The sequence below is a fragment of the Arenimonas terrae genome (assembly GCF_006265115.1).
Classification (GTDB): domain Bacteria; phylum Pseudomonadota; class Gammaproteobacteria; order Xanthomonadales; family Xanthomonadaceae; genus Arenimonas; species Arenimonas terrae.
Window position 1 is genome coordinate 1,358,096 of record NZ_SMDR01000001.1, and the last position, 24,104, is coordinate 1,382,199.

General features: G+C 71.8%; 15 protein-coding genes. 7 read left to right on the top strand and 8 right to left on the bottom strand.

The annotated features are described in order from the left end of the window. The first annotated feature begins 68 nt into the window (after positions 1–68). Positions 69–311, top strand: a complete 243-nt coding sequence (locus tag E1B00_RS06575; RefSeq protein WP_342774273.1) for a cupin domain-containing protein — start codon at positions 69–71, stop codon at positions 309–311. Here E1B00_RS06575 and tsaB read toward each other — a convergent pair. From tsaB to mrcB, 5 genes are read right to left on the bottom strand one after another with little or no spacing between them, the layout of a single operon-like run. Then, positions 308–997, bottom strand: coding sequence for a tRNA (adenosine(37)-N6)-threonylcarbamoyltransferase complex dimerization subunit type 1 TsaB (gene tsaB / locus E1B00_RS06580; RefSeq protein ID WP_139446835.1), 690 nt, complete (start codon positions 995–997; stop codon positions 308–310). The two genes, E1B00_RS06575 and tsaB, sit on opposite strands and share 4 nt — an antisense overlap. Beyond that, positions 994–1,413, bottom strand: coding sequence for a VOC family protein (locus tag E1B00_RS06585; protein WP_139446837.1), 420 nt, complete (start codon positions 1,411–1,413; stop codon positions 994–996). The genes tsaB and E1B00_RS06585 overlap by 4 nt, the downstream gene beginning before the upstream one ends. Continuing rightward, positions 1,410–3,446, bottom strand: a complete 2,037-nt coding sequence (yoaA, locus tag E1B00_RS06590) for a DNA repair helicase YoaA (RefSeq protein WP_139446839.1) — start codon at positions 3,444–3,446, stop codon at positions 1,410–1,412. The genes E1B00_RS06585 and yoaA overlap by 4 nt, the downstream gene beginning before the upstream one ends. Further along, the gene (locus E1B00_RS06595; RefSeq protein WP_139446841.1) at positions 3,447–4,007 is read right to left on the bottom strand and encodes a hypothetical protein; all 561 of its coding nucleotides are present in this window, start codon (positions 4,005–4,007) and stop codon (positions 3,447–3,449) included. Next, positions 3,952–6,327 carry a penicillin-binding protein 1B gene (mrcB, locus tag E1B00_RS06600; RefSeq protein ID WP_139446843.1) on the bottom strand — a complete coding sequence of 792 codons (2,376 nt, stop codon included), beginning with the start codon at positions 6,325–6,327 and terminating at the stop codon, positions 3,952–3,954. The genes E1B00_RS06595 and mrcB overlap by 56 nt, the downstream gene beginning before the upstream one ends. A gap of 2,280 nt (positions 6,328–8,607) precedes the next feature. Between mrcB and E1B00_RS15780 the strand changes: the two genes are divergently transcribed. Then, entirely contained in the window at positions 8,608–10,692 is a 2,085-nt protein-coding gene (locus E1B00_RS15780) for a glycosyltransferase (RefSeq protein WP_246048585.1), read from the top strand. Here the strand turns inward: E1B00_RS15780 and E1B00_RS06610 are convergent. Beyond that, positions 10,689–12,269, bottom strand: a complete 1,581-nt coding sequence (locus E1B00_RS06610; RefSeq protein WP_139446847.1) for a hypothetical protein — start codon at positions 12,267–12,269, stop codon at positions 10,689–10,691. The genes E1B00_RS15780 and E1B00_RS06610 overlap by 4 nt on opposite strands. 63 nt (positions 12,270–12,332) lie before the next feature. Beyond that, positions 12,333–14,465 carry a bifunctional (p)ppGpp synthetase/guanosine-3',5'-bis(diphosphate) 3'-pyrophosphohydrolase gene (locus tag E1B00_RS06615; RefSeq protein ID WP_139446849.1) on the bottom strand — a complete coding sequence of 711 codons (2,133 nt, stop codon included), beginning with the start codon at positions 14,463–14,465 and terminating at the stop codon, positions 12,333–12,335. A gap of 75 nt (positions 14,466–14,540) precedes the next feature. Here E1B00_RS06615 and E1B00_RS06620 point away from each other — a divergent pair, with 75 nt between their 5' ends. Continuing rightward, positions 14,541–15,023 carry a hypothetical protein gene (locus E1B00_RS06620; RefSeq protein WP_139446851.1) on the top strand — a complete coding sequence of 161 codons (483 nt, stop codon included), beginning with the start codon at positions 14,541–14,543 and terminating at the stop codon, positions 15,021–15,023. Here the strand turns inward: E1B00_RS06620 and hrpA are convergent. Beyond that, a complete protein-coding gene (hrpA, locus tag E1B00_RS06625; protein ID WP_139446853.1) occupies positions 15,016–19,068 on the bottom strand; it encodes an ATP-dependent RNA helicase HrpA in 4,053 nt (1,350 codons plus the stop codon). The two genes, E1B00_RS06620 and hrpA, sit on opposite strands and share 8 nt — an antisense overlap. Positions 19,069–19,158: 90 nt before the next feature. On the opposite strand from hrpA, the gene E1B00_RS06630 reads away from it, so the two are divergent. From E1B00_RS06630 to E1B00_RS06645, 4 genes are all read left to right on the top strand, one after another. Then, positions 19,159–19,707, top strand: a complete 549-nt coding sequence (locus tag E1B00_RS06630; protein ID WP_139446855.1) for a Dps family protein — start codon at positions 19,159–19,161, stop codon at positions 19,705–19,707. Positions 19,708–19,795: 88 nt separating this feature from the next. Next, entirely contained in the window at positions 19,796–21,607 is a 1,812-nt protein-coding gene (recQ, locus tag E1B00_RS06635) for a DNA helicase RecQ (protein WP_139446857.1), read from the top strand. Between the two features lie 351 nt (positions 21,608–21,958). Then, on the top strand, positions 21,959–23,554 hold the full coding sequence (locus tag E1B00_RS06640) for a phage tail sheath family protein (RefSeq protein WP_139446858.1): 1,596 nt from the start codon (positions 21,959–21,961) through the stop codon (positions 23,552–23,554). Positions 23,555–23,576: 22 nt separating this feature from the next. Further along, positions 23,577–24,104, top strand: coding sequence for a phage tail protein (locus tag E1B00_RS06645; protein ID WP_139446860.1), 528 nt, complete (start codon positions 23,577–23,579; stop codon positions 24,102–24,104).

The following is a 24,104-nucleotide window of genomic DNA, read 5'->3' on the forward strand; positions in this document are numbered from 1 at the left end:
TCTGGGGCGGCAACAGCGAAGGCTGGCACCTGCTGCAACGCCAGGACCTGTCGGTGATCGCCGAACGCGTGCCGCCGGGCGGTGCGGAGCGGCGGCATCGCCACGCGCAATCGCGGCAGTTCTTTTACCTGTTGTCGGGCCGTGCGCTGATCGAGATGGCGGGGCGCGAAGTCGCGATCGCCGCCGGCCAGGGGCTGGAAGTGCCGCCGGGGCTGCCGCACCGATTCATGAATCCGTACGACGAGGACGTGCACTTCCTCGTCGTCTCGATGCCGACCACGCGCGGCGACCGGATCGACGACGCGATCTAGCGTGGCGTCGGTTTTCCCTGCTCGGCCAGGGTCAGCGCGACCTTGTCGCGCAGGTAGGCCGGTTCGAGCCGGTCGGCGGCGATGGCGCGGCCGAGCCTGAAGTCGCGCACCGCCAGGCGCGCCAGGTCGGCGGCGTGCGGCAGGGCCTCGACGTCGAAGCCGGTCAGCAGGCCGCCGAGGCGCTGCACCAGCGCGCCGTTTTCCGCGCCGAAACCGGTGCCCACGCCGTGTCGGGGTCCGGAAGGCAGCGGCGCCACGGCCGGCGACACGATCAGCTCGTCCGCCGCGGCCGACACCAGGCCATCGGCATCGCGCACGAACTCGCCCAGGTAGACCTCGCCCATGCGCGCATCGATCGCGGCCAGGCGATTTCCGCCCTGCCCCTGCATGGCCAGCGTCGCCAGGGTCGAAACCGGCAGCACCGGCCGGTCCAGCGCCAGCGCCAGGCCCTGCACGACGGCGATCGCCAGGCGCACACCGGTGAAGGCGCCGGGCCCTCGGCCGACGGCGATGGCATCGAGCTGCGACTTGCGCAGGCCCGCTTCGGCCAGCAGCTCTTCGGCCCAGGGCAGCACCAGCTGGGTATGGCGGCGCGGCGCGAGCTCGTGCCGCTCGCGGACCTCGCCGTCCACGTGCAGCGCGACCGAGCAGACCTCGGTGCTGGTCTCGATCGCCAGCAGCTTCATGCACCCGCCTGCTGCGAGGGATCGTCGGGGTTGGGCTGCCAAAGTTCGATCAGGCCGCCCTCGGGGTCGAGCACGTAACCGAACTTACCCTGCTCGCTGTCCTCGCGCCGGTCGAGCACGCGGCAGCCTTCCTCGCGCAGCGCGGCCAGCACGGCGTCGAGGTCGTCCACGCGCAGGTTGATCATGTAGGGCTTGTCGCTGGGCAGGAAGTATTCAGTGCTTTCCTTGAACGCCGAGAACACCGTGCAGGCGTCGCCGCCGGTGTCGGCGCGTTTCCAGTGGAAGAGCGTGCCGCCCCAGGCTTCCATGTCCATGCCCAGGTGCCGCGTGTACCAGGCGCCGAGCGCGCCGGGATCGCGGGCCTTGAAGAAGATGCCGCCGATGCCGTGCACGCGGGGCTTGGCGGGAGCGCTCATGTCCAATCCTCTTCGACCGCCTGCGGCGGCGTCGCGGTGGATTCTGGCGCAAAAAACGCCTGCACGTCGGCCAGCACGCGGGTGCGCGGCATCGGCGGCAGGCTGTCGAGGAACAGGCGGCCGTAGGCCTTGCCGACCAGGCGCGGGTCGCACAGCACCAGCACGCCGCGGTCGGAATGGCTGCGGATCAGGCGGCCGACGCCCTGCTTGAGTGCGATCACCGCCTGCGGCAGCTGTTCGTCGCGGAAGGGATTGCCGCCGTTGCGGCGCACCGCCTCCAGCCGCGCCTCGAGCACCGGATCGTCCGGCGCCGCGAACGGCAGGCGGTCGATCACCACGACGCTCAGCGCCTCGCCGGCGACGTCCACGCCTTCCCAGAAGCTGGCGGCGCCCAGCAGCACGCCGTTGCCCGACGCGCGGAACTGTTCGAGCAGGGTATTGCGCGGCGCGGTGCCCTGCACGAACAGCGGCCAGGGCGCGTCGCGCATCATCTCGGCGGCCTCGCGCAGGGCGCGGTGCGAGGTGAAGAGCAGGAAGGCGCGGCCTTGCGACGCCTCCAGCACCGGCCAGACGACGTCGAGCATGGCGCCGACGTAGTCGCGGCTGTTGGGCTCGGGCAGGTTGCGCGGCAGGTAGCACAGGGCCTGCTCGGGCCAGTCGAAGGGGCTGGGCTGCAGCAGTTCGCGCGGATCGTCCAGGCCCAGGCGCTTGCCGATGTGCTCGAAGTCGCCGGCGACGGCCAGCGTCGCCGAGGTGAAGATCCAGGCCGCGCGGCTCTGCTCGCGGTACTTGCGCAGCGGGCCGGAGACGTCGAGCGGCGTGCGCTGCAGGGTGAAGCCGCGCTGGGTCAGCTCGTACCAACGCACGGAGCAGGACGGCTCCGGGCCGGCTGACTCGACATCGAAAGCCGACGCTCCCTCCGGCCCCGCACTTTCGCCGCCTCCTTCCCCACCGTCGCCATCCCCGCGCCAGCCCCGCAGGCGCCGAAGCAGCTCGACCGCACGGTCGCAACAGCCCGCGAAACCCGGCGAAGCGTCCGACAGCGGTCCCAGCACGCGCTGCAGTTCCGACAGGGCGTGCTCGAGCGCGTCGAGCGCCGGCGGCACCGGCGCATGCGCCATCAGACGCGCCATCGGCCCGCGCTGCGGCAGCTTGTCCATCGCCAGGCGCAGGTCGCGCATCGCCTGTTCGAGCCCGCGCGCAGGGCCCAGCACGGTGGCCAGGGAGGCGGTGACGTTCTTGCATTCGGCCAAAGAGTCGCGTGACAGGTCCAGCAGCTGCCGCGCTCCCAGCCCCTCACCAAAAAACTGCGCCGCGAGCTCCGGCAGTTGATGCGCCTCGTCCAGCACGAAGGCCGCCGCCCCCGGCAGGATCTCGCCAAAGCCTTCCTGCTTGATCGCCAGGTCGGCCAGCAGCAAATGATGGTTGACCACCACCACGTCGGCGGCCTGCGCCTGCTGCCGCGCCTTGGCGACGAAACACTCGCTCCAGAACGGGCACTCTCCGCCGAGGCAGTTGTCGGCGGTGGAGGTGACCTGCGGCCAAAGCGGCGAGTCCTCGGCGATGTCGGCCAGCTCCGAGAGGTCGCCGCGCATCGTGCGCCCGGCCCAGGCGACCACGCGCTGGAACTGCGCCGCCACTTCGCGCGACTGGAATTTTTCACCCTTGGCCTGCTCCAGGCGGTACTGGCAGAGATAGTTCGCGCGGCCCTTGAGCAGCGCCGTCTTCACCCCCGCGCCCAGCGCGGCGCGAACGCGCGGCAGGTCGCGGTGGTAGAGCTGGTCCTGCAGTGCGCGGGTGCCGGTGGAGATGATCGTGCGCTGGCCCGACAGCAGGGCCGGCACGAGGTAGGCATAGGTCTTGCCGGTGCCGGTGCCGGCTTCGGCGATCAGGGTCGCATGCTGGTCCATGGCCGAAGCGACGGCCTCGGCCAGCTGCCGCTGCGCTTCGCGCGGCCGGTACCCTTCCAGCCCTTCGGCCAGCGGCCCGCCGGCGGCAAGCGCCGCGCGGGTGCGTTCGGCCAGGTCGTCCACCTACATGCGGACCGGCAGCGGCACCGCGCAGGCTTCGGCCTGACGGCGCGCGACCTCGGCGCCGGCGCTGTCGCCGCGCGCCTGGCGGGCGTGGGCGATGGTGCTCCAGCTGCGCCGGCACAGGCCGCCGAGCTTGGTGCCCTGTTCGTAGGCGAGGTTGGCCTGGCGCTCGGCCTCGACCCACTTGCGGCGCAGCAGGCTCAGCTCGGCGCGCCACTGCAGCAGTTCGTTGTCGGTCGGCGTGATCGCCAGCGCCTCGGCGATCGCGGCACCGGCGCCCTTGTAGTCGCCGTGCGCTTCCAGCGCCTCGGCCCGGGCGCGCAGCTCGTCCACGCGGGGATCGCGCACCGGCTGCACGAACAGGTCGTCGTCGCCGACGCTGGCCGCGCGGATCGCCGCCACCATCGCCACCGGATCGGCCTTGGGGGCCGGCGTGCCGCGCGCCGGCGGCGGCGCGCTGCTGCCGCAGGCGGCCAGCAGCAGCACCACCAGGGCGATCGGCGCCCTATTCATCGTCGCGGCGGCGATCGCGGTCGCGGTCGCGTCGGTCGTCTTCTTCATCGTCGTCACCACCAAAACGGAACCAGTCCAGCCAGCTGCGTTCGACGCAGCTCACGTGCTCGGGCGGCAGATAGCCGGCCACGAAGGCATAGCGGCGCGCGCCTTCGCAATTCTCCTCGGTGGTCGCGAACTGCTGCGCGTCCACCCAGCCCCATTCGATGCCGGCGCCGCCGACGTCCAGCGGCGCACTCGGCAGCTTCTGGAACAGCGCCGACCACACCCGCATTGCGCCCGTGGCGCCGTACAGGCCGGTGGGCTCGTTCTTGTCGTTGCCGACCCAGACCACCGCGAGGTGGTCGCCGGTGTAACCCGCGAACCAGCTGTCGCGGCTGTCGTTGCTGGTGCCGGTCTTGCCGGCGGCATTCAACCGGCCGAGGCCATCGGCCAGCAGCGGTCGGCCGGTGCCGCGGGTCACCGCGTCCTGCAGCGCCAGGGTGACCAGGCGGGCGGCGACCGCATCGCCTTCCTTCGCTGGTTCGGCTCTGAAGTCGTAGCGGTTGATCGCCTTGCCCTTGGTGTCGACCACGCCGCGCACCGCGCGCAACGGCTGGATCTGCCCGCCCGAGGCGAGGAACTGGTAGACCTGCGCCATCGCGAACGGACTGAGGTCGACCGAGCCCAGGATGAGCGAGGGGTTGGCGGGCGCGCGCAGTCCAGCCAGGACCTTCAACAGTTCGGCCAGCCGCTCGGGGCCGACGTCCATGCCCACGCGCACCGTCGCCTGGTTGTAGGAATGCGCCAGCGCATCCACCAGGCTGACACGACCGTGGCTGCGGCCGTCGGAATTCTCCGGGTTCCAGGTCCGGCCGTTGGGCAGGGTCAGGTTCACCGGCGCGTCGTCCACCGGCGTCGCCAGCGACCAGTTGCCCGGCTGCGCCAGCGCCAGCAGGTAGACCATCGGCTTGAGCAGGGAACCTACCGGCCGCTGCGCCTCGAGCGCGCGGTTGAAGCCCGGCGTGTCGGTGTTGCGGTTGCCGACCATGGCCAGCACTTCGCCGCTGCGGGTGTCGGTGACCACCATGCCGGCCTGCAGCGGCGGGCCGTCCTTGCGCTGGACCCGGTCCAGGGTGCCGCTGACGGCCTGTTCGGACAGCAGCTGGGCCGAGGGCGAGAGCGTGGTCATCACGCTCAGGCCGGCGCCGCGCAGCGCGTCGGCCGGGTAGTCGCGCGCGAGCTGGCGGCGCACCAGGTCCATGAAGGCGGGATTGCGGTTGCGGGTGACGCCCGGGCGCGCGCTGACCGCCAGCGGCGCCGCGCGCGCACGCTTGAATTCGGCGTCGTCGATCAGCTCGAGCTGGTTCCAGACCTGCAGTACCAGGTCGCGGCGGCCCTTGGCCGCCTCGGGCTTGCGCCGCGGGTCGAACAGCGACGGGCCCTGGATCATGCCCACCAGGAGCGCCATGTCTTCGGTGCGCAGGCTGCCCAGCTCGCGCCCGAACCAGAACTCCGAAGCCGCGGCGACGCCGTGGATGGACTGGTTGCCCTGCTGGCCCATGTAGACCTGGTTGAGATAGGCCTCGAGGATGCGCTGCTTGTCGTAGCGGAACTCGATGATCAGCGAGTAGGCGATTTCCTTGAGCTTGCGGCTCAGGCGCTTCTCGCGCGTCAGGAACAGGCTGCGCACCAGCTGCTGGGTCAGCGTGCTGGCGCCCTGCTCGAGCTCGCCTTCGCGCACGTTCACCCACATGGCGCGCATCATTCCCCAGGGGTCGATGCCGTGGTGGTGCTTGAAGTCGCGGTCCTCGACCGCCTGCAGGCCCATCACCAGCAGCGAGGGCACTTCCTTGAGCTGCACCAGACGCCGCTCCTCCTGGACGTTGCCGTAGAGCGTGGCGATGCGGGCGGGATCGACACGGGCGAGGTCGAGCTTGCGGTCGGCACGGCGGTCGCGCACGGCGGCCACGCGGCCGCCGGCGAGCTGCACTTCCAGCCGCTGCCCCGGCACCGGACCGTCGAGGTCGGTGAAGGCGCGGGTGGCGATGTGGAAACGGCCGCCGTCGCGCGACCAGGTGCCGGGAAGGTCGCCGCTGCCGTCCTTGCGGTACGCCGCGGCGGCGAGCTCGAGCTCCAGGGTGGCCGGATCGAGGCGCAGGCCCGGCTCCAGCCGCAGCGGCCGGGCGTAAACGCGGGTCGGCACCTGCCAGGCAAGCTGCTCGAACTCGGCGCGCACCTGCTTGTCGAGCACCCAGAAAACAGGAACACCGATGCCCACAGCCAGGCCCAGGGCAAGCAGGGCGCCACGGACAAGCCACTTCCTCCAGCGGGGCCGGACGGGAGATGAACCGGAATTTGGGGGGGAAGCGCTACGAGGCACGGACATGGATAATCCGGAGGTGCGGCGAGTCTAGCAGGCCACCGCTCCCGCGCCCCAACCCGAGACTGAATGCCCCGCATGGATGCCCCCCTTCTCCCGGTCCTGAGCGTCTGGACCGTCGACGGCCGGTCCCCGTCGCCCGTGCCCACCGCGCTGGAGCGCGTGCCGGGAAACGCCGCCACGGCGCAGGACGCGCTGGCGCGGGCGCGCCAGCAGTTCCCCGGACGTGACGTGTTGCTGCTGCGCGGTGATGCGGTCCTGCCCCCGGATGCGGTCGATCGGCTGCTCGCCGCCTGGGCTGATCCGGCCTGGGACGTGCTGTCTCCGCTCGATGGCCGCTGGACGCTGGTCGCGGAACCGCTGGACGACGCCGCGCGCGACGCGCTTGCCTGGGTCCATGGCGAACATGCCGCCTTCGCATGGGCGGACTGGTCGCCGGTGTGTTCGCTGTGGCGCGGCGCCGCGCTGGGCGCATCGACTTCGCCGGGCGCCGGCCGCTCGGCCCTGCTGCCCTGCCTGTGGGTCGGCCCGGCCGATCCCGGCGGGGCCGCGGCACCGATGCCGCTGCCCCTGGTCCGCCTGGCCGAACGCATCGGCCAAGCCGAGCACCGGCCCGCCGTCTCGGCGGAAAAGCCGACGGTGCTGCACGTCCTGCACGGCTGGGGCGGCGGCGCCGCGCGCTTCGTGCGCGACCTCGCGGCCGGCGACCGCGAACGCAACCACCTCGTGCTGGTCGCGCACAGCGGCGACGACCGGCCGCCGTTCGGCAAGCGGCTGGCGCTGCACCTCGACATCGACGCACCGCCGCTGCGGCAGTGGCCGCTGTCCGAGCCGATCGCCGACACTGCGATCCATTCCGCCGAAGTGCAGGCGGTGCTGGCCGAGGTGTTGCCGCAGTGGCGCATCGGCGCGGTGTTGGTGTCCTCGCTGATCGGCCACAGCCTGGACGTGCTGCGCACGGGCCTGCCGACCGCGATCTGCACGCACGACGCCTACCCCCTGTGGCCGCTGCTGCACGACGCCCGCGATCCCGGGGAGCACGCCTTCGACGTCACGACGCTGGCGGCGGAACTGGAGCGCATCCCGCAAGGCCACAGCTTCGTGTTCTCGCGGCGGGACGCGGGGCAGTGGTGGGAGCTCCGTGAGGCCTTCGTGGCCGCGGTGGCCGACGGCGGCATCACCTTCGTGGCACCGAGTGAGTTCGCGCGCCGCCGCCTGTGCGCGATCGCGCCCGCGCTGTCGGCGCGCGCCTGGCAGGTCATCCCGCACGGGCTGGCGCCGTTCGCCGCACCGGCGCCGGCCCGTCCGCCCCGCCCGGCCGATGCGCCGCTGCGGGTGCTGGTGCCCGGGCGCCTGGACGGCGGTAAGGGCGAACACCTCATCGCCGCCATGCTGGACTCGCTGCCGCCCGGCATCGAACTGATCCTGCTCGGCTGCGGCCACGCCGCCGACCGTTTCGCTGGCCGCCCCGGCCTGCAGGTGCAGCGCGACTACCGCCGCGACGAGCTGCCGTCCTGGATCGAACGCCTGGCGCCCGACCTCGCGCTGTTGCCCTCGACGGTGCCGGAAACCTTCAGCTACACGCTGTCGGAAATGCTGGCGCTCGGCCTGCCGGTGCTCGGCGCCTCGCCCGGCGCGCCGGCCGAACGCCTGCGGGCAGGCGGCGGCTGGGGCGTCGCGCCGGACGCAGCTGCGGTCAATGCGATGCTGTCGCGGCTGGCCGCCGACCGGGACCTGCTGCAGGTCCCGCCGGCACCGCCGCCGGCCGATCTTGCCGCCATGGCCGCGTCCTGGCGCCGCGCGCTGGACATCAAACCGACACCGCTGCGCCTGCCGGCGGCCGATCCGCAGGTGTTGGCGCGGCTGGCGCTGGAATCGGAGGCCGCGGCGCAGCACCGGCGCCTGGTCGAGGGCGACTCGGCACTCGCGCAGGCCGACGCCGAACTGCAGCGACGGGCGGACTGGGCCTTCGCCCTGGATCGCGAGGTTGCGAAGCTCGGCGAACGCAACGCCCGGCTGGAACAGCAGCTCGCGCACAGCCGCGACCAGCACGATCAGGAGATCGCCCGCCTCGGCGAGTACATCCTGCAGCTCGACCATCAGCTGGCCGAGGCGCATGGCTATTACCAGCGCGACAGCACCGACCTGGCGCGGCAGCGCGACGTGGCGATCCGCCAGCGCGACGACGCCGTCACCCGGCTGGCCCGGATCGAGGAGAGCCACTTCTGGCGCCTCACCGCCCTGCCCCGCTGGCTGCTGGGCGGCCTGCGCGGCTACACCGGCGCCATGGTCTACCACGCGCGGCACCTGCGCTCCCTGGCTTCGCGCGGCCTCGCCAGCCTGCGCAGCCGCGGCCTGCGCCATACCCTGCAGCGCCTGCGCGAACGCCGCCGCGTACCGGGGTCGATAGACGCCGCGCCGAACACCAGGGCCTCCGGCGAACGCCCGCTGCGTCTGCCCAGGCCGTCGCGTCCCCGCGCCAGCATCGTCGTTCCGGCCTACAACCACCTGCCGGTCAGCCTGGCCTGCCTGCGGGCGCTGGCCGATTCCGGTGACCAGACCAGCTTCGAGGTGATCCTGGTCGACGACGCCTCCAGCGACAGCACGCCGCAGGTCCTGCCCGGCATTCCGGGGCTGCGCTACCACCGCAATCCGCACAACCTGGGCTTCATCGGCGCCTGCAACGCCGGCGCCGAAATGGCGCGCGGCGAGTTCCTGGTCTTCCTCAACAACGACACCACGGTGCAGCCGGGCTGGCTCGACGCCCTGCTCGCGACCTTCGACACCCATCCCGACACCGGCCTGGCCGGCAGCAAGCTGGTGTATCCCGACGGCCGGCTGCAGGAAGCCGGCGGCATTGTGTTCGCCGACGGTTCGGGCTGGAACTACGGCCGGTTCGAGGACCCCGCGCATCCCCGCTTCAACTTCGTGCGCGAAGTGGACTACTGCTCGGGCGCCTCGATCGCGCTGCGGCGCGACCTGTTCCTGAACCTGGGCGGCTTCGACAGCCATTACGCGCCGGCCTATTACGAAGACACCGACCTGGCGATGCGGGTGCGCGAAAAGGGCCTCAAGGTGCGCTACCAGCCGGCCTCCGTGGTCGTGCACCACGAGGGCATCAGCTCGGGCACCGACCTCAACAGCGGCGTCAAGGCCTACCAGGTGGTGAACCAGAAGAAGTTCCTGGCGCGCTGGGGCGAGGTGCTCGCCAGGTCGCACGCACCGGCCGGCCAGGACGCCGGACTCGCCAGCGAGCGCGGCCGGATCCACCAGGTGCTGCTGCTTGACGCCTGCACGCCGACGCCGGACCGCGACTCCGGCTCGGTGCGCATGCTGGCCCTGCTCAGGCTGCTGCGCGAATGCGGCTGCGCCGTCGCCTTCTTCCCCGAAAACCGCGCCCACGACGGCGCCTACACCGAGGCGCTGCAGCAGCTGGGAATCGAGGCCTGGTGGCACCCGCACCTGGGCGACGTGCCGCGCTGGCTGGCGCGGCACGGCCGGCGTTTCGACACGGTGATCGTCAGCCGGCACTACGTGCTGTCGCCGCTGCTTCCGCTGCTGCGCCTGCATGCGCCGCAGGCGACCATCGTGTTCGACACCGTCGACCTGCACCATCTGCGCGAACAGCGCGAGGCCGAACTCAGCGGCGACCCGGCGCAGCAGAGGGTCGCGGCGCGCACGCGCAAGGTCGAACTGGGGCTGATCGCGCAGAGCGACCGCACCTGGGTGGTGAGCGAGGCGGAGAAAACGCTGCTGGCCAAGGAGCTGCCGGAGGCCAGGGTGGACGTGGTGTCCAACATCCACGACGTGCGCGGCGCGGGGCCATCCTTCGAACAGCGGGCCGGGCTTCTGTTCGTCGGCGGCTACCGCCATACGCCCAACGTCGACGCGGCGCTCTGGCTGGCCAACGACATCCTGCCGCGGATCCGCGAGCGGCTGCCCGACGTGGAGCTGCACCTGGTGGGTGGCGACGCGCCGGAATCGGTGGCCGCCCTCGGCGCCCTGCCCGGCGTCACCTTCCACGGTTACGTGCCGGACCTGGAGCCGCTGCTGGGCGCCAGCCGCGTCGGCCTGGCGCCGCTTCGCTACGGCGCCGGCGTGAAAGGCAAGGTCAACCAGAGCCTGGCGCACGGGCTGCCGGTGGTCGCGACCCGCTGCGCCGTCGAAGGCATGCACCTGGTCGATGGCGAGGACGTGCTGGTGGCGGACGACGCCGAGGCCTTCGCCGAGCATGTCGTGCGCCTGCATTCGGACGCGGTGCTGTGGCAGCGGCTGGCGCAGGGCGGCCTGGAGAATACGCGCCGCTACTTTTCCGCCGAACCGGTGCGCGCGACGCTGCGCGAGCTGTTCGGCACTCCGCCGGCGGCTTAACCGCCGGCGCGACGCAGCCGCTCGGCGATCACGGCCAGGCCCGGGTGGGTCGGGTCCAGCGCCTGCGCCGAATCGAGCGCGCGGCGGGCCAGCGCGAGCTCGTTGGCACCCAGCCGCTCTTCCGCGAACGCCAGCCAGCGGTCGGCCAGGCGCCGGCGGTCGCCGGACAGGCCGTCGCCGCCACGCTCGCGGACCGCGCGCGCGTCCAGGCAGGCCTGGGCCCGGGCCAGGCGGTTGCCCGCCAATTCGTCCTCGAAGCAGGCGCGGGCGCGGCGGTCGTATTCGCCCATGGCGGCGCGCACCTGCGCATCGTCGGGCGCGATCGCCGCGGCGGCGCGCAGCTGGTCCCAGGCCGAATCGCCCGGCGGATCGATCAGGTCGCCGCGGCGCATCGCCGCCTGCGCGCCTTCGATCAGCCGGCGCAGGCGCGCGGGATCCTGGCCGCGGGCCGGCACCTGTTCACGCGCCGCACGCGACTGCGCCAACCGCGTTTCGGCCGCAGCGATCGCCGGCGACTGCGGCGCCCACTGCCGGGCCAGGCGCAACGAGGCCTCCGCAGCATCAAAATCGAAATCGGCGGCCTCGCGGCCCGCACGCGCGGCCATGGCCGCCGCGGTGTCGTCCAGGCCCTGGCGGGCTTCGACGGCCGCCGGGTCGTCGGCCAGCAGCGACAGGTAGTCGGCCGCGGCGTCTTCCAGGCGTCCCGCGCGCTGCGCCTGCGCCGCGCGGCCGAGCACCTGCTCGGTCGCGCGCTGGCGCTGCGACAGCAGCTCGCCGAGCCGCGCCTGCCGCGCCGGCAGCTCCAGATGGCTGGGATCGGTTTCGATCACTCGTGCGACCAGCGCCTGGGCAGCGGCGACATCGCCGCGGGCCAGCGCGGCATCGGCGTCGCGCAGCAGGCCGGACAGGATGTCGCGGCGGCCGTCGAGCGCGAGGGCGTTGTCGGGCTGCAGGCGCAGCACGTCCGAATACAGCGCGAGCGCCCCGTCGGGCACCTGCTCGAGCTGCCCGGCGGCGTGCGCGGCGCGGGCGCGCTCGAGCTTGTCGGCGACGTCGGCACCGGTGCTTTCCAGCCGCTGCAGGTCCAGTTCGAGCAGGGACAGGTCGGCCGCGGGGGCCGCCATCGCACGCGCCATGTCCAGGCGGGTGCGCGCCGTGGCGAAGTCGCCGGCATCCAGCGCCGCGCGGGCCTGGGCCAGGGCGGCATCGCGCACCGCGGACAGTCCGGCGCGGGCGGCCGGATGGTCGGGGTCGAGGGCCAGCACCGCCTGGAACCGTTCGCGCGCGCCGCTGCCGTCGGGTGCGGTGAGCTCGCCGCGCGCCAGCGCCTGCTGCGCCGCTTCGACCTGGCGGTTGATGTCCGACGCCGGCATCAGCCGCTCGCCCAGCGTCTCGCGCCAGTGGCCAAGCATCCAGACGGCCGCGATCACCGCCAGCACCAACAGAACCAGGCCCCAGACGAGCCCGCCGCGCCGGCGCGGCGGTTCCGGCGCGGCCCGACGCGGCCGGACCAGGTCGAGCTGGTCCAGGGCACCCAGGGACGGCGTCGTATCGGGGCCGGGGCGGCGGTCGGTCATGGCAGGCGGTCCTTCATGGCCGCGAGGATAGCAGCGGCTCCTGAACCGGGCCCCCGCCGCGGTTCAGCCGATGCGGCGGGCTTCCTGCACGCCCGGTACGGCATTGAGCCGGCCCAGCAGGTCGCTGAGCTGGCCGAAGTCGGCGACGCGCACGGCGATGCGCAGCTCGGCCATGCCGGCCGCCTCGTCCACCCGCGACTGCACGCCCAGGATGTTCACGCTCATCTGCGCGATCACATTGGTCAGGTCCTTGAGCAGCCACTTGCGGTCGAAGGCGCGCAGGGTGATGTCGACCTCGTAGCTCGATGCGCTGGCCCGGCCCCATTCCACCGGCAGCAGGCGGTCGGGCTGGCGCGCCAGCAGGCGCTGCACGCTGGCGCAGCCGCTGCGGTGGATGCTGACGCCGCGGCCGCGGGTGAGGTAACCGACGATCGGATCGCCCGGCACCGGCTGGCAGCAGCGGGCGATCTGGCTGAGCAGGTTGCCGACGCCCTCGACGGTGAACGGCGCCTTCGACGGCGCGGCCTGCGGCTTGCGCGAAAGCAACGGCGACGGACCGGCCGGCGCCTTCAGGGCCTGGGCGTGGTCGTGCAGGGTGCGGCTGACCTGGCTGGGGCCGAGGTCGCCCAGGGCCAGCGCCAGGTGCAGGTCGTCGAGCGACTCGAACTTGAACTTGGCCAGCACCGGCGCGAGGTCGGCCTGCATCATCGCGACCTTGCGCAGCTCCTTCTCCAGCAGCTCGCGGCCGGCCTGCAGGTTGCGGGTGCGGTCGATGCGGTGGAACCAGGCCCGCACCTTGTCGCGGGCGCGGCCGGTGGCCAGGAAGCCGTTGCTGGCCAGCAGCCAGTCGCGGCGGGGCTCGGAGGCCTTGGCGGTGAGGATCTCGACGCGGTCGCCGGTGGCCGGCGCGTGGTCCAGCGGCACGATGCGGCCGTTGACCTTGGCGCCGCGGCAGCGGTGGCCGACTTCGGTGTGCACGGCGTAGGCGAAGTCGAGCACGGTGGCGCCACGCGGCAGGTCGATCACCTCGCCGCGCGGCGTCAGGGCATACACGCGGTCTTCCACCAGTTCGGTGGAGAACCCTGCCAGCAGGGCCTCTTCGCCCTCGTCGCGGGCCTCGAGCAGCTGCCGCATCCAGGCGACCTTGCGCTCGAAGCTGGCGTCGGCGCCGCCGCCCTCCTTGTAGCGCCAGTGCGCGGCGACGCCGAGCTCGGCGTGTTCGTGCATCTGGTGGGTGCGGATCTGCACTTCCAGCGTGCGCTCGCCCGGGCCGATCACCGCGGTGTGCAGCGAGCGGTAGTCGTTGCCCTTGGGGTGGGCGATGTAGTCGTCGAACTCGCCCGGTATCGAGGGCCAGAGCTGGTGGACCAGGCCCAGCGCGGCATAACAGGCGGGAATGTCGTCCACCAGCACGCGCACGGCACGGATGTCGTAGAGCTCGCTGAAGGGCACGCCCTTGCGCTGCATCTTCTTCCAGATGCTGTAGATGTGCTTGGGCCGGCCGGCGACGTCGGCGGCGATGCCGGCGTCGGCCAGCGCCTCGCGCATGCGCCGCTTGGCGTCTTCGATGAAGCGCTCGCGGTCGCCGCGCTTTTCGTCCAGCAGGCGGGCGATGCGCTGGTAGGTCTCGGGCTGGGTCCAGCGGAAGGCCAGGTCCTCGAGCTCCCACTTGAGCTGCCAGATGCCCAGACGGTTGGCCAGTGGCGCGTAGATGTCGGCGGTGAGCTCGGCCAGGGCCAGCCGTTCATCCGCCGGCAAGCTTGCGGCATCGCGCAGGCGCACCAGCTGGATCGCCAGCAGCACCAGCACCGCGCGCAGGTCGCGCACCAGGGCCAGCAGCAGGCGGCGCAGGCCTTCGGCACTGCCCTTGCCCTGGCGCTGGTGGTGCAGGGCCCGCACCTGATCGGCCGCAGCCAGTCCCTCCAGCAGCGGCGGCAGCCGCGGCGATGCCGCCAGCGCCGCGGCGGGCACGGCCGCGCGCAGGGCCGGCCACAGGTGCAGCGCGGCCGCGGCCATCACCTCGGGGTCGGCGCGCAGCGGCTGCAGGGTCGCGAGCACGCGCTCGGCCTGCGCCTTCTCCGCCGACGCCGGCAGGGTCGCCGCGGCCTCGCGCAAGGTGGCGGCCAGGGGCGTGGCGGGGCCCGGGCTGTCCAGCCAGGGGGAGGATCTCGGCGGCGGCGGGCTGGGCTGGTTCAAGTGGCGCCTGCATGACCCGGGGAGTTAGACTCTCCGGCGAATACTGGCCAGTTTAACCAGTCCGGATCATCCATCATGCGTCGAATGCTCACCACCACCCTCGTCCTGCTCGCGCTCGCCGCCGGCTCCGCTTCTGCGCAGGAGTTCTCCTCGCTGGAAGAGCGCATGTCCGCCAAGGAGTTCAAGGCGGCCGGCCTGGACAAGCTCACCCCCGAGGAATTGGCCCAGCTCAACGCCTGGCTCAGCCAGGAGGTCGGCGAAGTGGCCCGCAGCGCAGCGCCGCCGGCGCCGGTGGACCGTCGTGGCTTCGAGGGCAGCGGCAACAACTACGACGACATCGAAACCCGCATCGCCGGCGAGTTCACCGGCTGGGACGGCCGCGACGGCCGCTTCGTGCTGACCAACGGCCAGGTCTGGCAGTCGGTGGATCCGGGTTCGCGCCTGCGCGGCGTCAAGCTCGACAGCCCGCTGGTGAAGATCGAGGCCGGCGCGTTCGGCGCGTGGTTCCTCTCGGTCGAGGGCTACAACTCCCGCGTCAAGGTCAAGCGCGTCAAGTAAGCGCTTCGAGCTGTCGCGCCAGCCGCTTGGCCGAAACCTGGCGGCGGGTGCCCAGCTCCTGCGCGAACAGCGACACGCGCAGCTCCTCCAGGTCCCAGCGGAATTGCTGCCACTCCGGCCGCGCGAAGCGGCCGCTGCGGCGAGCCACGTCGAGTGCATCGCTGAAGGGCTTGAGCTCGAGCATGCGGCCCTGGTCGCGCACCGGGTCGCGCAGTGCGCGTTCGGCGCGCAGCGACAGCGCCTTGAGGTAACGCGGGTATTCCGCCAGCGACGCCGCCGGCGTGACGCGCAGGAAACCCGGCGGCACCAGCCCCGCCAGCTGCGCCTTCAGATCGTCGAGATTGCCCTTGGCCCAGCCCAGCAGCGGTGATTCCAGCCGCGGCTTGATCTCGGCGACGGCGCCCAGGATGGCTTCGGCCAGCTGCAGCCGCGACATCGCTTCGGCGAACAGCTGGCGGCCGGCGCGCTCCACCACGGCGCGGAAGGCCGCGGCATCGCGCACGCCGCCCAGGTCGTCGGCCAGCACGGCGTTCAGAGCCGCCTGCGCCAGGTCGGTGCGCAGGTGTTCGTGCGCGGGCGCGCCGGCGCCGGCCTGCACGAAGCCCTCGATCGCCGCATACAGCAGCGCCAGCTTCGGCGACACGGGCAGCTGCTTGCGCGCCTGGCGCAACTTGTCGGCCAAGGCGAACTCCGCCAGCCGGCGCACGCCGCGCCCGTGTTCGCGCGCCGCTTCCACCGGATCGGCGAACACGCTCAGCGACACCGACTCGCCGCCGTCGACCAGGGCCGGATAGGCCGGCACGCCGGCGCCGCCCGGGACCTGCGCCGGGATGGCTTCGTCGGGGAATTCGCGCAGGCCCGCGCGGGCCAGGCGCTCGCCGGCACGATCGGCGAAGGCGCGTTCGGCCTGCTCGCCGAAGCGGGCGCGCAGCGCGTCCAGGTCGCGCGACTGCGCCAGCACCCTGCCCTCGCGTTCGGCGAGGCGCAGGTTCATGCGCAGGTGCGGCTCCAGCGCCGATTCGTCGAAGTCCAGCGCGGACAGGGGCACGCCGGTCGCCTTGCCCAGGAAGCGCGCCAGCGTACCCGGCAGCGAATCGGCCTCGGGGCGCGGGAAGGCCTCGGCGAAGGCCCGGGCGAAATCCGGCGCCGGCACATAGTTGCGGCGCTGGGCCTTGGGCAGGCCGCGGATCAGGGCCGTCGCCTTTTCTTCCACCAGGCCCGGCACCAGCCAGCCCAGGCGAATCGGGTCGAGCGCCTTGAGCAGATGCAGCGGCACATCCAGGGTGACGCCGTCCTCGGAATGGCCCGGCTCGAAGCGGTAATGCAGCGCCAGCCGGGTATCGCCGAGCGGGAAAAATTTCGGGAAACGTTCGGCCTCGCTGCCCTCGCCCGGCAGCAGGTCGGCCAGCGACCACTCCAGCGACTTCTTCTGCTCGGGCGTCAGCTTGCCGGCCCAGCTGTCGAGGCCGGCGATGCTGTTGACCTCGGGCGGCAGGCGGTCGAGGTACCAGCGCGCCTGCCAGTCTTCGTCGGCAACCAGGCCGGCGCGGCGCAGCTTGGCTTCCTCCTCGCGCGCCTTTTCGAGCGTGGCGAGGTTGCGCTTGAGGAAGGGTGCGCGTGTGTCCGCCTCGCCGGGCACCAGGCCCTGGCGCACGAAGATCTCGCGCGCCTCGGCCGGATACAGGCCGCCGTAGTGCACCGGCTTCTTCGGCGCCAGCACCAGTCCGAACAGGCTGATCTGCTCGCTGCCGACCACCCGGCCCTGCGCCCGCGACCAGTGCGGGTCGAAGTGCTTGCGCGCGAGCAGGTGCGGCAGTTCGGCGATCACCCAGTCGGGTTCGATCTTCGCCGCCGTCAGGCCCCAGACCTTCTGCGTGTCGAGCAGGGTCGCGACCAGCAGCCAGGCCGGCGAGGCGCCGGCGGCGGTCCCCTTCGCCGGCGGTTTCGCCAGGGCCGAGCCCGGAAACAGCTGGAACTTGCGCTGCCGCGGCGCGTCATACAGGCCCTTCTCGCTGCGATGCCCGATCTGCGAGGGCAGGCCGGCGATCAGCGCCTTGTGCAGGCTGGCGTTGAACGCGACCGCCGCCTTGCTGCCGGGCTCCGGTGCGGCGCGCGCCGCGGGATCCCAGCCCATCTCCTCGCAGGCCAGCAGCAGCTGCCGATGCAGCTCGCGCCATTCGCGCATGCGCAGGAAGCCGAGGAAACGCTTCTCGCACCAGTCGCGCAGCTTCGACTGGGTCAGGTCCTCGTGGGCGGCGCGATAGGCCTCCCACAGCTTCAGGATGCCGACGAATTCGGAGTCCGGATCGCCGAACTGGGCGTGCGCATTGTCGGCCTTCTCGCGCGCGTCGGCCGGGCGTTCGCGCGGGTCCTGGATGCCGAGGAAGGACGAGATGACGACCAGCTCGGCCAGGCAGCCGTGCACGCGCGCGGCCACCAGCATGCGCGCGAGCTTCGGGTCCACCGGCAGGCGCGACATCTCGCGGCCGGTCGGCGTCAGGTGGCGCTCGGCGTCGACCGCGCCGAGCTCGGCCAGCGTCTGCCAGCCGTCGGCGATGGCCCGCGGATCGGGCGGATCGATGAAGGGGAAATCCTCCACTCGGCCCAGGCCGAGCGTGAGCATGCGCAGGATCACGCCGGCCAGCGACGCACGCAGGATTTCCGGATCGGTGTAGCGCGGCCGGGTGTTGAAATCGTCCTCGGCGTAGAGGCGGTAACAGATGCCGGCGGCGATGCGGCCGCAGCGGCCCTTGCGCTGGTCGGCGCTGGCCTGGCTGATGGGCTCGATGTGCAGGCGGTCGAGCTTGCCGCGCGGGCTGTAGCGCTTCACGCGCGCCAGGCCCGGGTCGATGACGTAGCGGATGCGCGGCACCGTCAGCGAGGTTTCGGCCACGTTCGTCGCCAGCACGATGCGCCGACCCGGGCCGGGGTTGAAGACCTTGTCCTGGTCGCGCACCGACAGCCGCGCGTACAGCGGGATGACTTCGGTGCTGCGGTACTTGCGGCGGTTGAGCGCGGCGTGGGCGTCGCGGATCTCGCGCTCGCCGGGCAGGAAGACCAGCACGTCGCCCTGCGGGTCCTCGCGGGTGATCTCGTCGGCGGCGGCGACGATGGCTTCGGCCAGCGGGCGGTCGCGCGGAACGGGGTCAGGTTCACTTTTCCGGGGTCGGGTTCTGGCGATTCCGGATGCGCCTCCGGAAAAGTGAACCTGACCCCGTTCCTCGTCGCGCCGCCTGCCCTTGCCCGCCGGCACGTCCTCGTCGGACTCGGCGTCGCCGGGCCGATAACGCACCTCCACGGGAAAGCTGCGCCCTTCGACACTGACCACGGGCGCGTCGCCGAAGTGTTTCGCGAAACGCGAGGTGTCGATGGTGGCCGAGGTGATGACCAGCTTCAGGTCCGGCCGCTTCGCCACCAGGTTCTTGAGGTAACCCAGCAGGAAGTCGATGTTGAGGCTGCGCTCGTGCGCCTCGTCGACGATGATCGTGTCGTACTTCGACAGCCAGCGGTCGGACTGGATCTCGGCCAGCAGGATGCCGTCGGTCATGAACTTGATGTAGGTGCCGTCGCCGACGTTGTCGGTGAAGCGCACCTGGTAGCCGACCGCGCCGCCCATCGACACCTGCAGTTCCTCGGCCACGCGCCGGGCCACCGCGCGCGCGGCGATGCGGCGCGGCTGGGTGCATCCGATCAGGCCGGCCCGGCCGCGGCCGGCCGCCAGGCAGAGCTTGGGCAGCTGGGTCGTCTTGCCCGAACCGGTTTCGCCGGCCACCACGACCACCGGATGCCTGCGGATCAGCTCGATCAGCGTGTCGGCCTCGCGGGCCACGGGCAGGCCGTCGTCGAACGTGGGCACCGGGGCCGCGGCGTCGCGCTGGTCGCGGGCGGCGCGGGAAACGGCCAGCGCGGACTCGTAGGCGGCGCGCTTGCCGCCGTCGGACGGGGCCTGGCGGGCCGCGGCGAGCAGGCGCAGCAGCCGGCCGCGGTCGCGGCTGAGCACGGCCTCGTCATCGAAGGTGGGGAGGGGCGCGGGGCGGGAGTCCATCTAACGCTATGGTAACAATCCCGAAAGGGTGATTCGCGCCTGCGGCGGCATCGCTTAAAGTGGGAGCGTCCTACACTGGAGGCATCCCCCATGGCTTCGAACAAGCGCTCGAACAAGACCTCGCACAAGGCTTCGGACAAGACGTCCGCCCAACCCGCCGGCGCGGCCCGCATCGACATCGGCATCGGCGAGAAGGACCGCAGGAAGATCGCCGAGGGCCTGTCGCATTTCCTGGCCGACAGCTACACGCTCTACCTCAAGACCCACAACTTCCACTGGAACGTCACCGGGCCGATGTTCAACAGCCTGCACGCGATGTTCATGACCCAGTACACCGAGCAGTGGACCGCCCTGGACGAGATCGCCGAGCGCATCCGCGCGCTGGGCTTCAACGCGCCGGGCTCCTATGCCGAATTCGTGAAGCTCTCGAGCATCCCGGAGGAAGACGGCCCCGGCGCCCCGGAATGGCGCGAGATGGTCCGCCAGCTGGTGGTCGGCAACGAGGCGGTCTGCCGCACCGCGCGCCGGGTGCGGGAGATCGCCGACGACGCGGACGACAACCCGACCGAGGACCTGCTGATCCAGCGCCTGCAAATCCACGAGAAGAACGCCTGGATGCTGCGTTCCCTGCTGCAGTGACCGCCGCGGCCTGATCCTGCGAATCCGCCCGGCCCACGCCGGGCGGATTTCCCAAGCCCCGGCGCGCCGGTCCCGGTAAACTGCCGGCATGTCCTCCGCCGCCCACGAACTGCTGCAGCGCGTCTTCGGTTTTCCCGGTTTCCGCGGCGAGCAGCAGGCGGTGGTCGAACACCTGGTCGCCGGCCACGACTGCCTGGTGTTGATGCCCACCGGCGCCGGCAAGTCGCTGTGTTACCAGGTCCCGGCCCTGCTGCGCGACGGCACCGGCCTGGTGATCTCGCCGCTGATCGCGCTGATGCAGGATCAGGTCGAGGCCCTGGAACAACTGGGCGTGCGCGCGGCGTACCTGAACTCCTCGCTCTCCGGCGACGCGGCTTCCGCCGTTGAGGCCCGCCTGCTCTCCGGCGACCTCGACCTGCTCTACGTCGCGCCCGAGCGCCTGCTCACCGACCGCTTCCTGCGCCTGCTCGAACGCAGCCGCATCGCCCTGTTCGCGATCGACGAGGCGCACTGCGTTTCGCAGTGGGGCCACGACTTCCGGCCCGAATACCGCGAACTGAACCTGCTGCACGAACGCTGGCCGGACGTGCCGCGCATCGCCCTCACCGCCACCGCCGACCCGCCGACCCGGCGCGAGATCGCCGAACGCCTGGGCCTGCAGGACGCGCGCCAGTTCATCACCTCCTTCGACCGGCCCAACATCCGCTACCGGGTCGTGCAGAAGGACAACGCCCGGCGGCAGCTGCTGGACTTCCTGGCCGACCGGCGCGGCGAGGCCGGCATCGTCTATTGCCTGTCGCGCCGGAAGGTCGAGGAGACCGCGGAGTTCCTGGCGGCGCAGGGCATCACCGCCCTGCCCTACCACGCCGGCCTGGACGCCGGGGTACGGGCGCGCAACCAGCGCCGCTTCCTGCGCGAGGACGGCGTCGTGATGTGCGCCACCATCGCCTTCGGCATGGGCATCGACAAACCGGACGTGCGCTTCGTCGCACACATGGACCTTCCCAAGTCGCTCGAAGGCTATTACCAGGAAACCGGCCGCGCCGGTCGCGACGGCGAACCGGCCGAGGCCTGGCTGTGTTACGGACTGGGCGACGTGGTGACCCTGCGCCAGATGATCGAGAACTCCGAGGCAGGTGAAGAACGCCGCTGGCTCGAGCGGCGCAAGCTCGACACCCTGCTCGGCTACTGCGAATCCACCCGCTGCCGTCGCCAGACCCTGCTGTCGGCCTTCGGCGAGGACTATCCGCGCGCCTGCGGAAACTGCGACAACTGCCTGGAGCCGCCGCGCACCTGGGACGCCACCGTGGCCGCGCAGAAGGCCCTTTCCTGCGTCTATCGCACCGGCCAGCGCTTCGGCGTCACCCACCTGGTGGACGTGCTGCGCGGCGTGGACAACGAGCGCATCGCCCAGCTCGGCCACCAGCAGCTGAGCACCTATGGCATCGGCGCCGAGCTCGATGCCCGGCAGTGGAAGGGCGTGTTCCGCCAGCTCGTCGCGATGGGCCTGCTGGAAGTGGACATCGAAGGCCACGGGTCGCTACGCCTCACCGCCGCCAGCCGACCGGTGCTCAAGGGCGAACAGGCCGTGGCGCTGCGCGAGGAATCGCCGCGCAAGCGCGAACGCGAGCGCAGCGGCCGCGGCGCCAGTCCGCCCGCCAGCGTCGCGGCGGCCGACCAGCCGGCCTTCGATGCCTTGCGCGCGCTGCGCGCCCGGCTGGCGCGCGAACAGTCGGTCCCCGCCTACGTGATCTTCCACGACGCCACCCTGCGGGCGATCGCGGAGCGTCGCCCGCGGTCGCTGGCCGAACTGGGCACGGTCACCGGCGTCGGCGGCGCCAAGCTCGAACGCTACGGCGCCCAGGTGCTCGCGACGCTGGCCGACACCACGCCGGCCTGAGGCAAACCGGCCGTCGCGCCAGCGCGGCTTACCGGAAAGCCAGTCTGGCGCGATCTTGTGCGGTAACGCTTAGCGCCCTGCCGCAACGCCGCGCTGACAGCGCCGCAGCCGCGAATGCAAGCGGCACTTACGCCTTCGCGACACGTTCCGGTCATCGGCGCGTGGCCTGACTGTGCGAGAAAGCTCGTCGTCTGAAATCGCACACGGACATTCCGTTCGCCGCACGCAGTGGTCCGCCCGCCGATCCTTCCGGGCAGATGCACCGCCCCACTGCGGCGCGAGGTCTTCCACCGCGGGCGCGACGCACGGAACCACCGCGCGTGAACGTGCCCCGTCCCAAGGAGTTCACGCATGCCTGCCACCCTTGCACACCCGGGCGTCTACATCGAAGAAATCCCCAGCACGGCGCGCGCCATCACCGGGGTGGCGACCTCCACGACCGCCTTCGTCGGCCGCGCGATGCACGGACCGGTCGACGAGCCACAGACGCTTGGCAGCTACGCCGACTTCGAGCGGGTGTTCGGCGGCCTGTGGAAAGAGTCGAGGCTCGGTTTCGCGGTCCGCGACTTCTTCAACAATGGCGGCGGCAAGGCCATCGTCGTGCGCCTCTACAACACCAATACCGCGCCGGGCGCACCGCCGGCGACGGCGGCGATAGACGCCAACGGGCTGCAGCTGCGCGCGGCCTCTCCGGGATCCTGGGGCAATTCGCTGCGCGCGCGCATCGAAAGCGTCGCCGCCAGCATCGCCACGGAAGCCGCCGCCCAGCTCGGCGTCGCCACGACCGACCTGTTCAACCTGCGCGTGCGCGACACCCGCACCGGCGTGGAAGAGGAATTCCGGAACGTCACCGTGGTCGAAAGCGCGCGCCGCATCGACCGGCTGCTGGAAGCGCAGTCCCGGCTGGTCCGCGCACCGACACCGCTGGTCGCCCCTACCGCGCATGCGGCGCCCGCGCCCGGAACCAGCGTCTGGGTCGGCAATACCGCCAATGACGCCGTCGGCACACCGGCGAGCGATGGCCTGCCCCTGGTCGCCAACAGCTTCACCGGCCCCGGCCTGGCCGCGGCGAAAAAGGGCCTGTACGCGCTCGAACGCGTGGACCTGTTCAACCTGCTGTGCATCCCGCCCTACTTGGCGGCTTCGGGCATCGCCGACCAGGACGTGGACCCGGCCCTGGTCGCGGATGCCGCCAAGTACTGCGAGGACCGCCGCGCCTTCCTCATCGTCGACCCGCCCAGCACCTGGATCGACGTCGCCACCGCCAAGGCCGGCATCACCGCCTTCAACACCCGCAGCCGCAACGCCGCGGTGTACTTCCCGCGCCTGCGCCAGCCCAATCCGCTGCGCGACGGCCTGATCGACACCTTCTCGCCCTGCGGCGCGGTCGCCGGCGTGATGGCGCGCACCGACGCCTCGCGCGGCGTGTGGAAGGCGCCGGCCGGCCTGGAGGCCGCGCTCAACGGCCTGTCCGGGCTGTCGGTGCCGCTGACCGACAGCGAGAACGGCGAACTCAATCCGCTCGGCCTGAACTGCCTGCGCAACTTCCCGGCCGCCGGCAACATCGTCTGGGGCGCGCGCACCCTGCGCGGCGATGACCGCCTGGCCAGCGAGTGGAAGTACATCCCGATCCGGCGCCTCGCCCTCTTCATCGAGGAAACCCTGTTCCGCGGCACCCAGTGGGTGGTGTTCGAGCCCAACGACGAGCCGCTGTGGGCGCAGATCCGCCTCAACGTCGGGGCGTTCATGCATTCGCTGTTCATCGACGGCGCCTTCCAGGGCGCGACGCCGCGCGAGGCCTACTTCGTCAAGTGCAGCCACGAGACCACCACCCAGACCGACATCGACAACGGCATCGTCAACGTCGAGGTCGGCTTCGCGCCGCTGAAGCCGGCCGAGTTCGTGGTCATCAAGATCCAGCAGATCGCGCTCCAGGCGCAGGTCTGAGCCCGGAATCCAGGAGGACACCATGGCACAGTTCAGCGTCAACGCCCGCCGGCTCGATCCCTACAAGAACTTCAAGTTCCGGGTGAAATGGGACGGCCGCTACGTCGCCGGCGTTTCCAAGGTCGGCGCGCTCAAGCGCAGCACCGAAGTGGTCGAGCACCGCAACGGCGGCGACCCGTCCACGTCGCGCAAGTCGCCCGGCCGCAGCAAGTACGAGGCCATCACCCTCGAACGCGGCGTCACCCACGACACCGAGTTCGAGAAGTGGGCCAACAAGGTCTGGAACTTCGGCTCCGGCCTGGGCAAGGAAACCTCGCTCAAGGATTTCCGCAAGGACCTGATCATCGAGATGTACAACGAGGCCGGCCAGCTGGCGATCGCGTACAAGGTCTACCGCTGCTGGGTTTCGGAGTTCCAGGCCCTGCCCGACCTCGACGCCAACGCCAACGCCGTGGCCATCCAGTCCATCAAGCTCGAGAACGAGGGCTGGGAGCGCGACTACGACGTGGCCGAGCCGGCCGAGATCGGGTTCACCGAACCGGCGGTCTGA

Coding starts and splice junctions, on each gene's coding strand:
- tsaB (WP_139446835.1), bottom strand. CDS start 997: ATGAAGCTGCTGGCGATCGAGACCAGCACCGAGGTCTGCTCGGTCGCG.
- E1B00_RS06595 (WP_139446841.1), bottom strand. CDS start 4,007: ATGAAGAAGACGACCGACGCGACCGCGACCGCGATCGCCGCCGCGACG.
- hrpA (WP_139446853.1), bottom strand. CDS start 19,068: ATGGACTCCCGCCCCGCGCCCCTCCCCACCTTCGATGACGAGGCCGTG.
- E1B00_RS15780 (WP_246048585.1), top strand. CDS start 8,608: ATGGTCTACCACGCGCGGCACCTGCGCTCCCTGGCTTCGCGCGGCCTC.
- recQ (WP_139446857.1), top strand. CDS start 19,796: ATGTCCTCCGCCGCCCACGAACTGCTGCAGCGCGTCTTCGGTTTTCCC.
- E1B00_RS06645 (WP_139446860.1), top strand. CDS start 23,577: ATGGCACAGTTCAGCGTCAACGCCCGCCGGCTCGATCCCTACAAGAAC.
- E1B00_RS06610 (WP_139446847.1), bottom strand. CDS start 12,269: ATGACCGACCGCCGCCCCGGCCCCGATACGACGCCGTCCCTGGGTGCC.
- E1B00_RS06630 (WP_139446855.1), top strand. CDS start 19,159: ATGGCTTCGAACAAGCGCTCGAACAAGACCTCGCACAAGGCTTCGGAC.
- E1B00_RS06640 (WP_139446858.1), top strand. CDS start 21,959: ATGCCTGCCACCCTTGCACACCCGGGCGTCTACATCGAAGAAATCCCC.
- mrcB (WP_139446843.1), bottom strand. CDS start 6,327: ATGTCCGTGCCTCGTAGCGCTTCCCCCCCAAATTCCGGTTCATCTCCC.
- E1B00_RS06620 (WP_139446851.1), top strand. CDS start 14,541: ATGCGTCGAATGCTCACCACCACCCTCGTCCTGCTCGCGCTCGCCGCC.
- E1B00_RS06585 (WP_139446837.1), bottom strand. CDS start 1,413: ATGAGCGCTCCCGCCAAGCCCCGCGTGCACGGCATCGGCGGCATCTTC.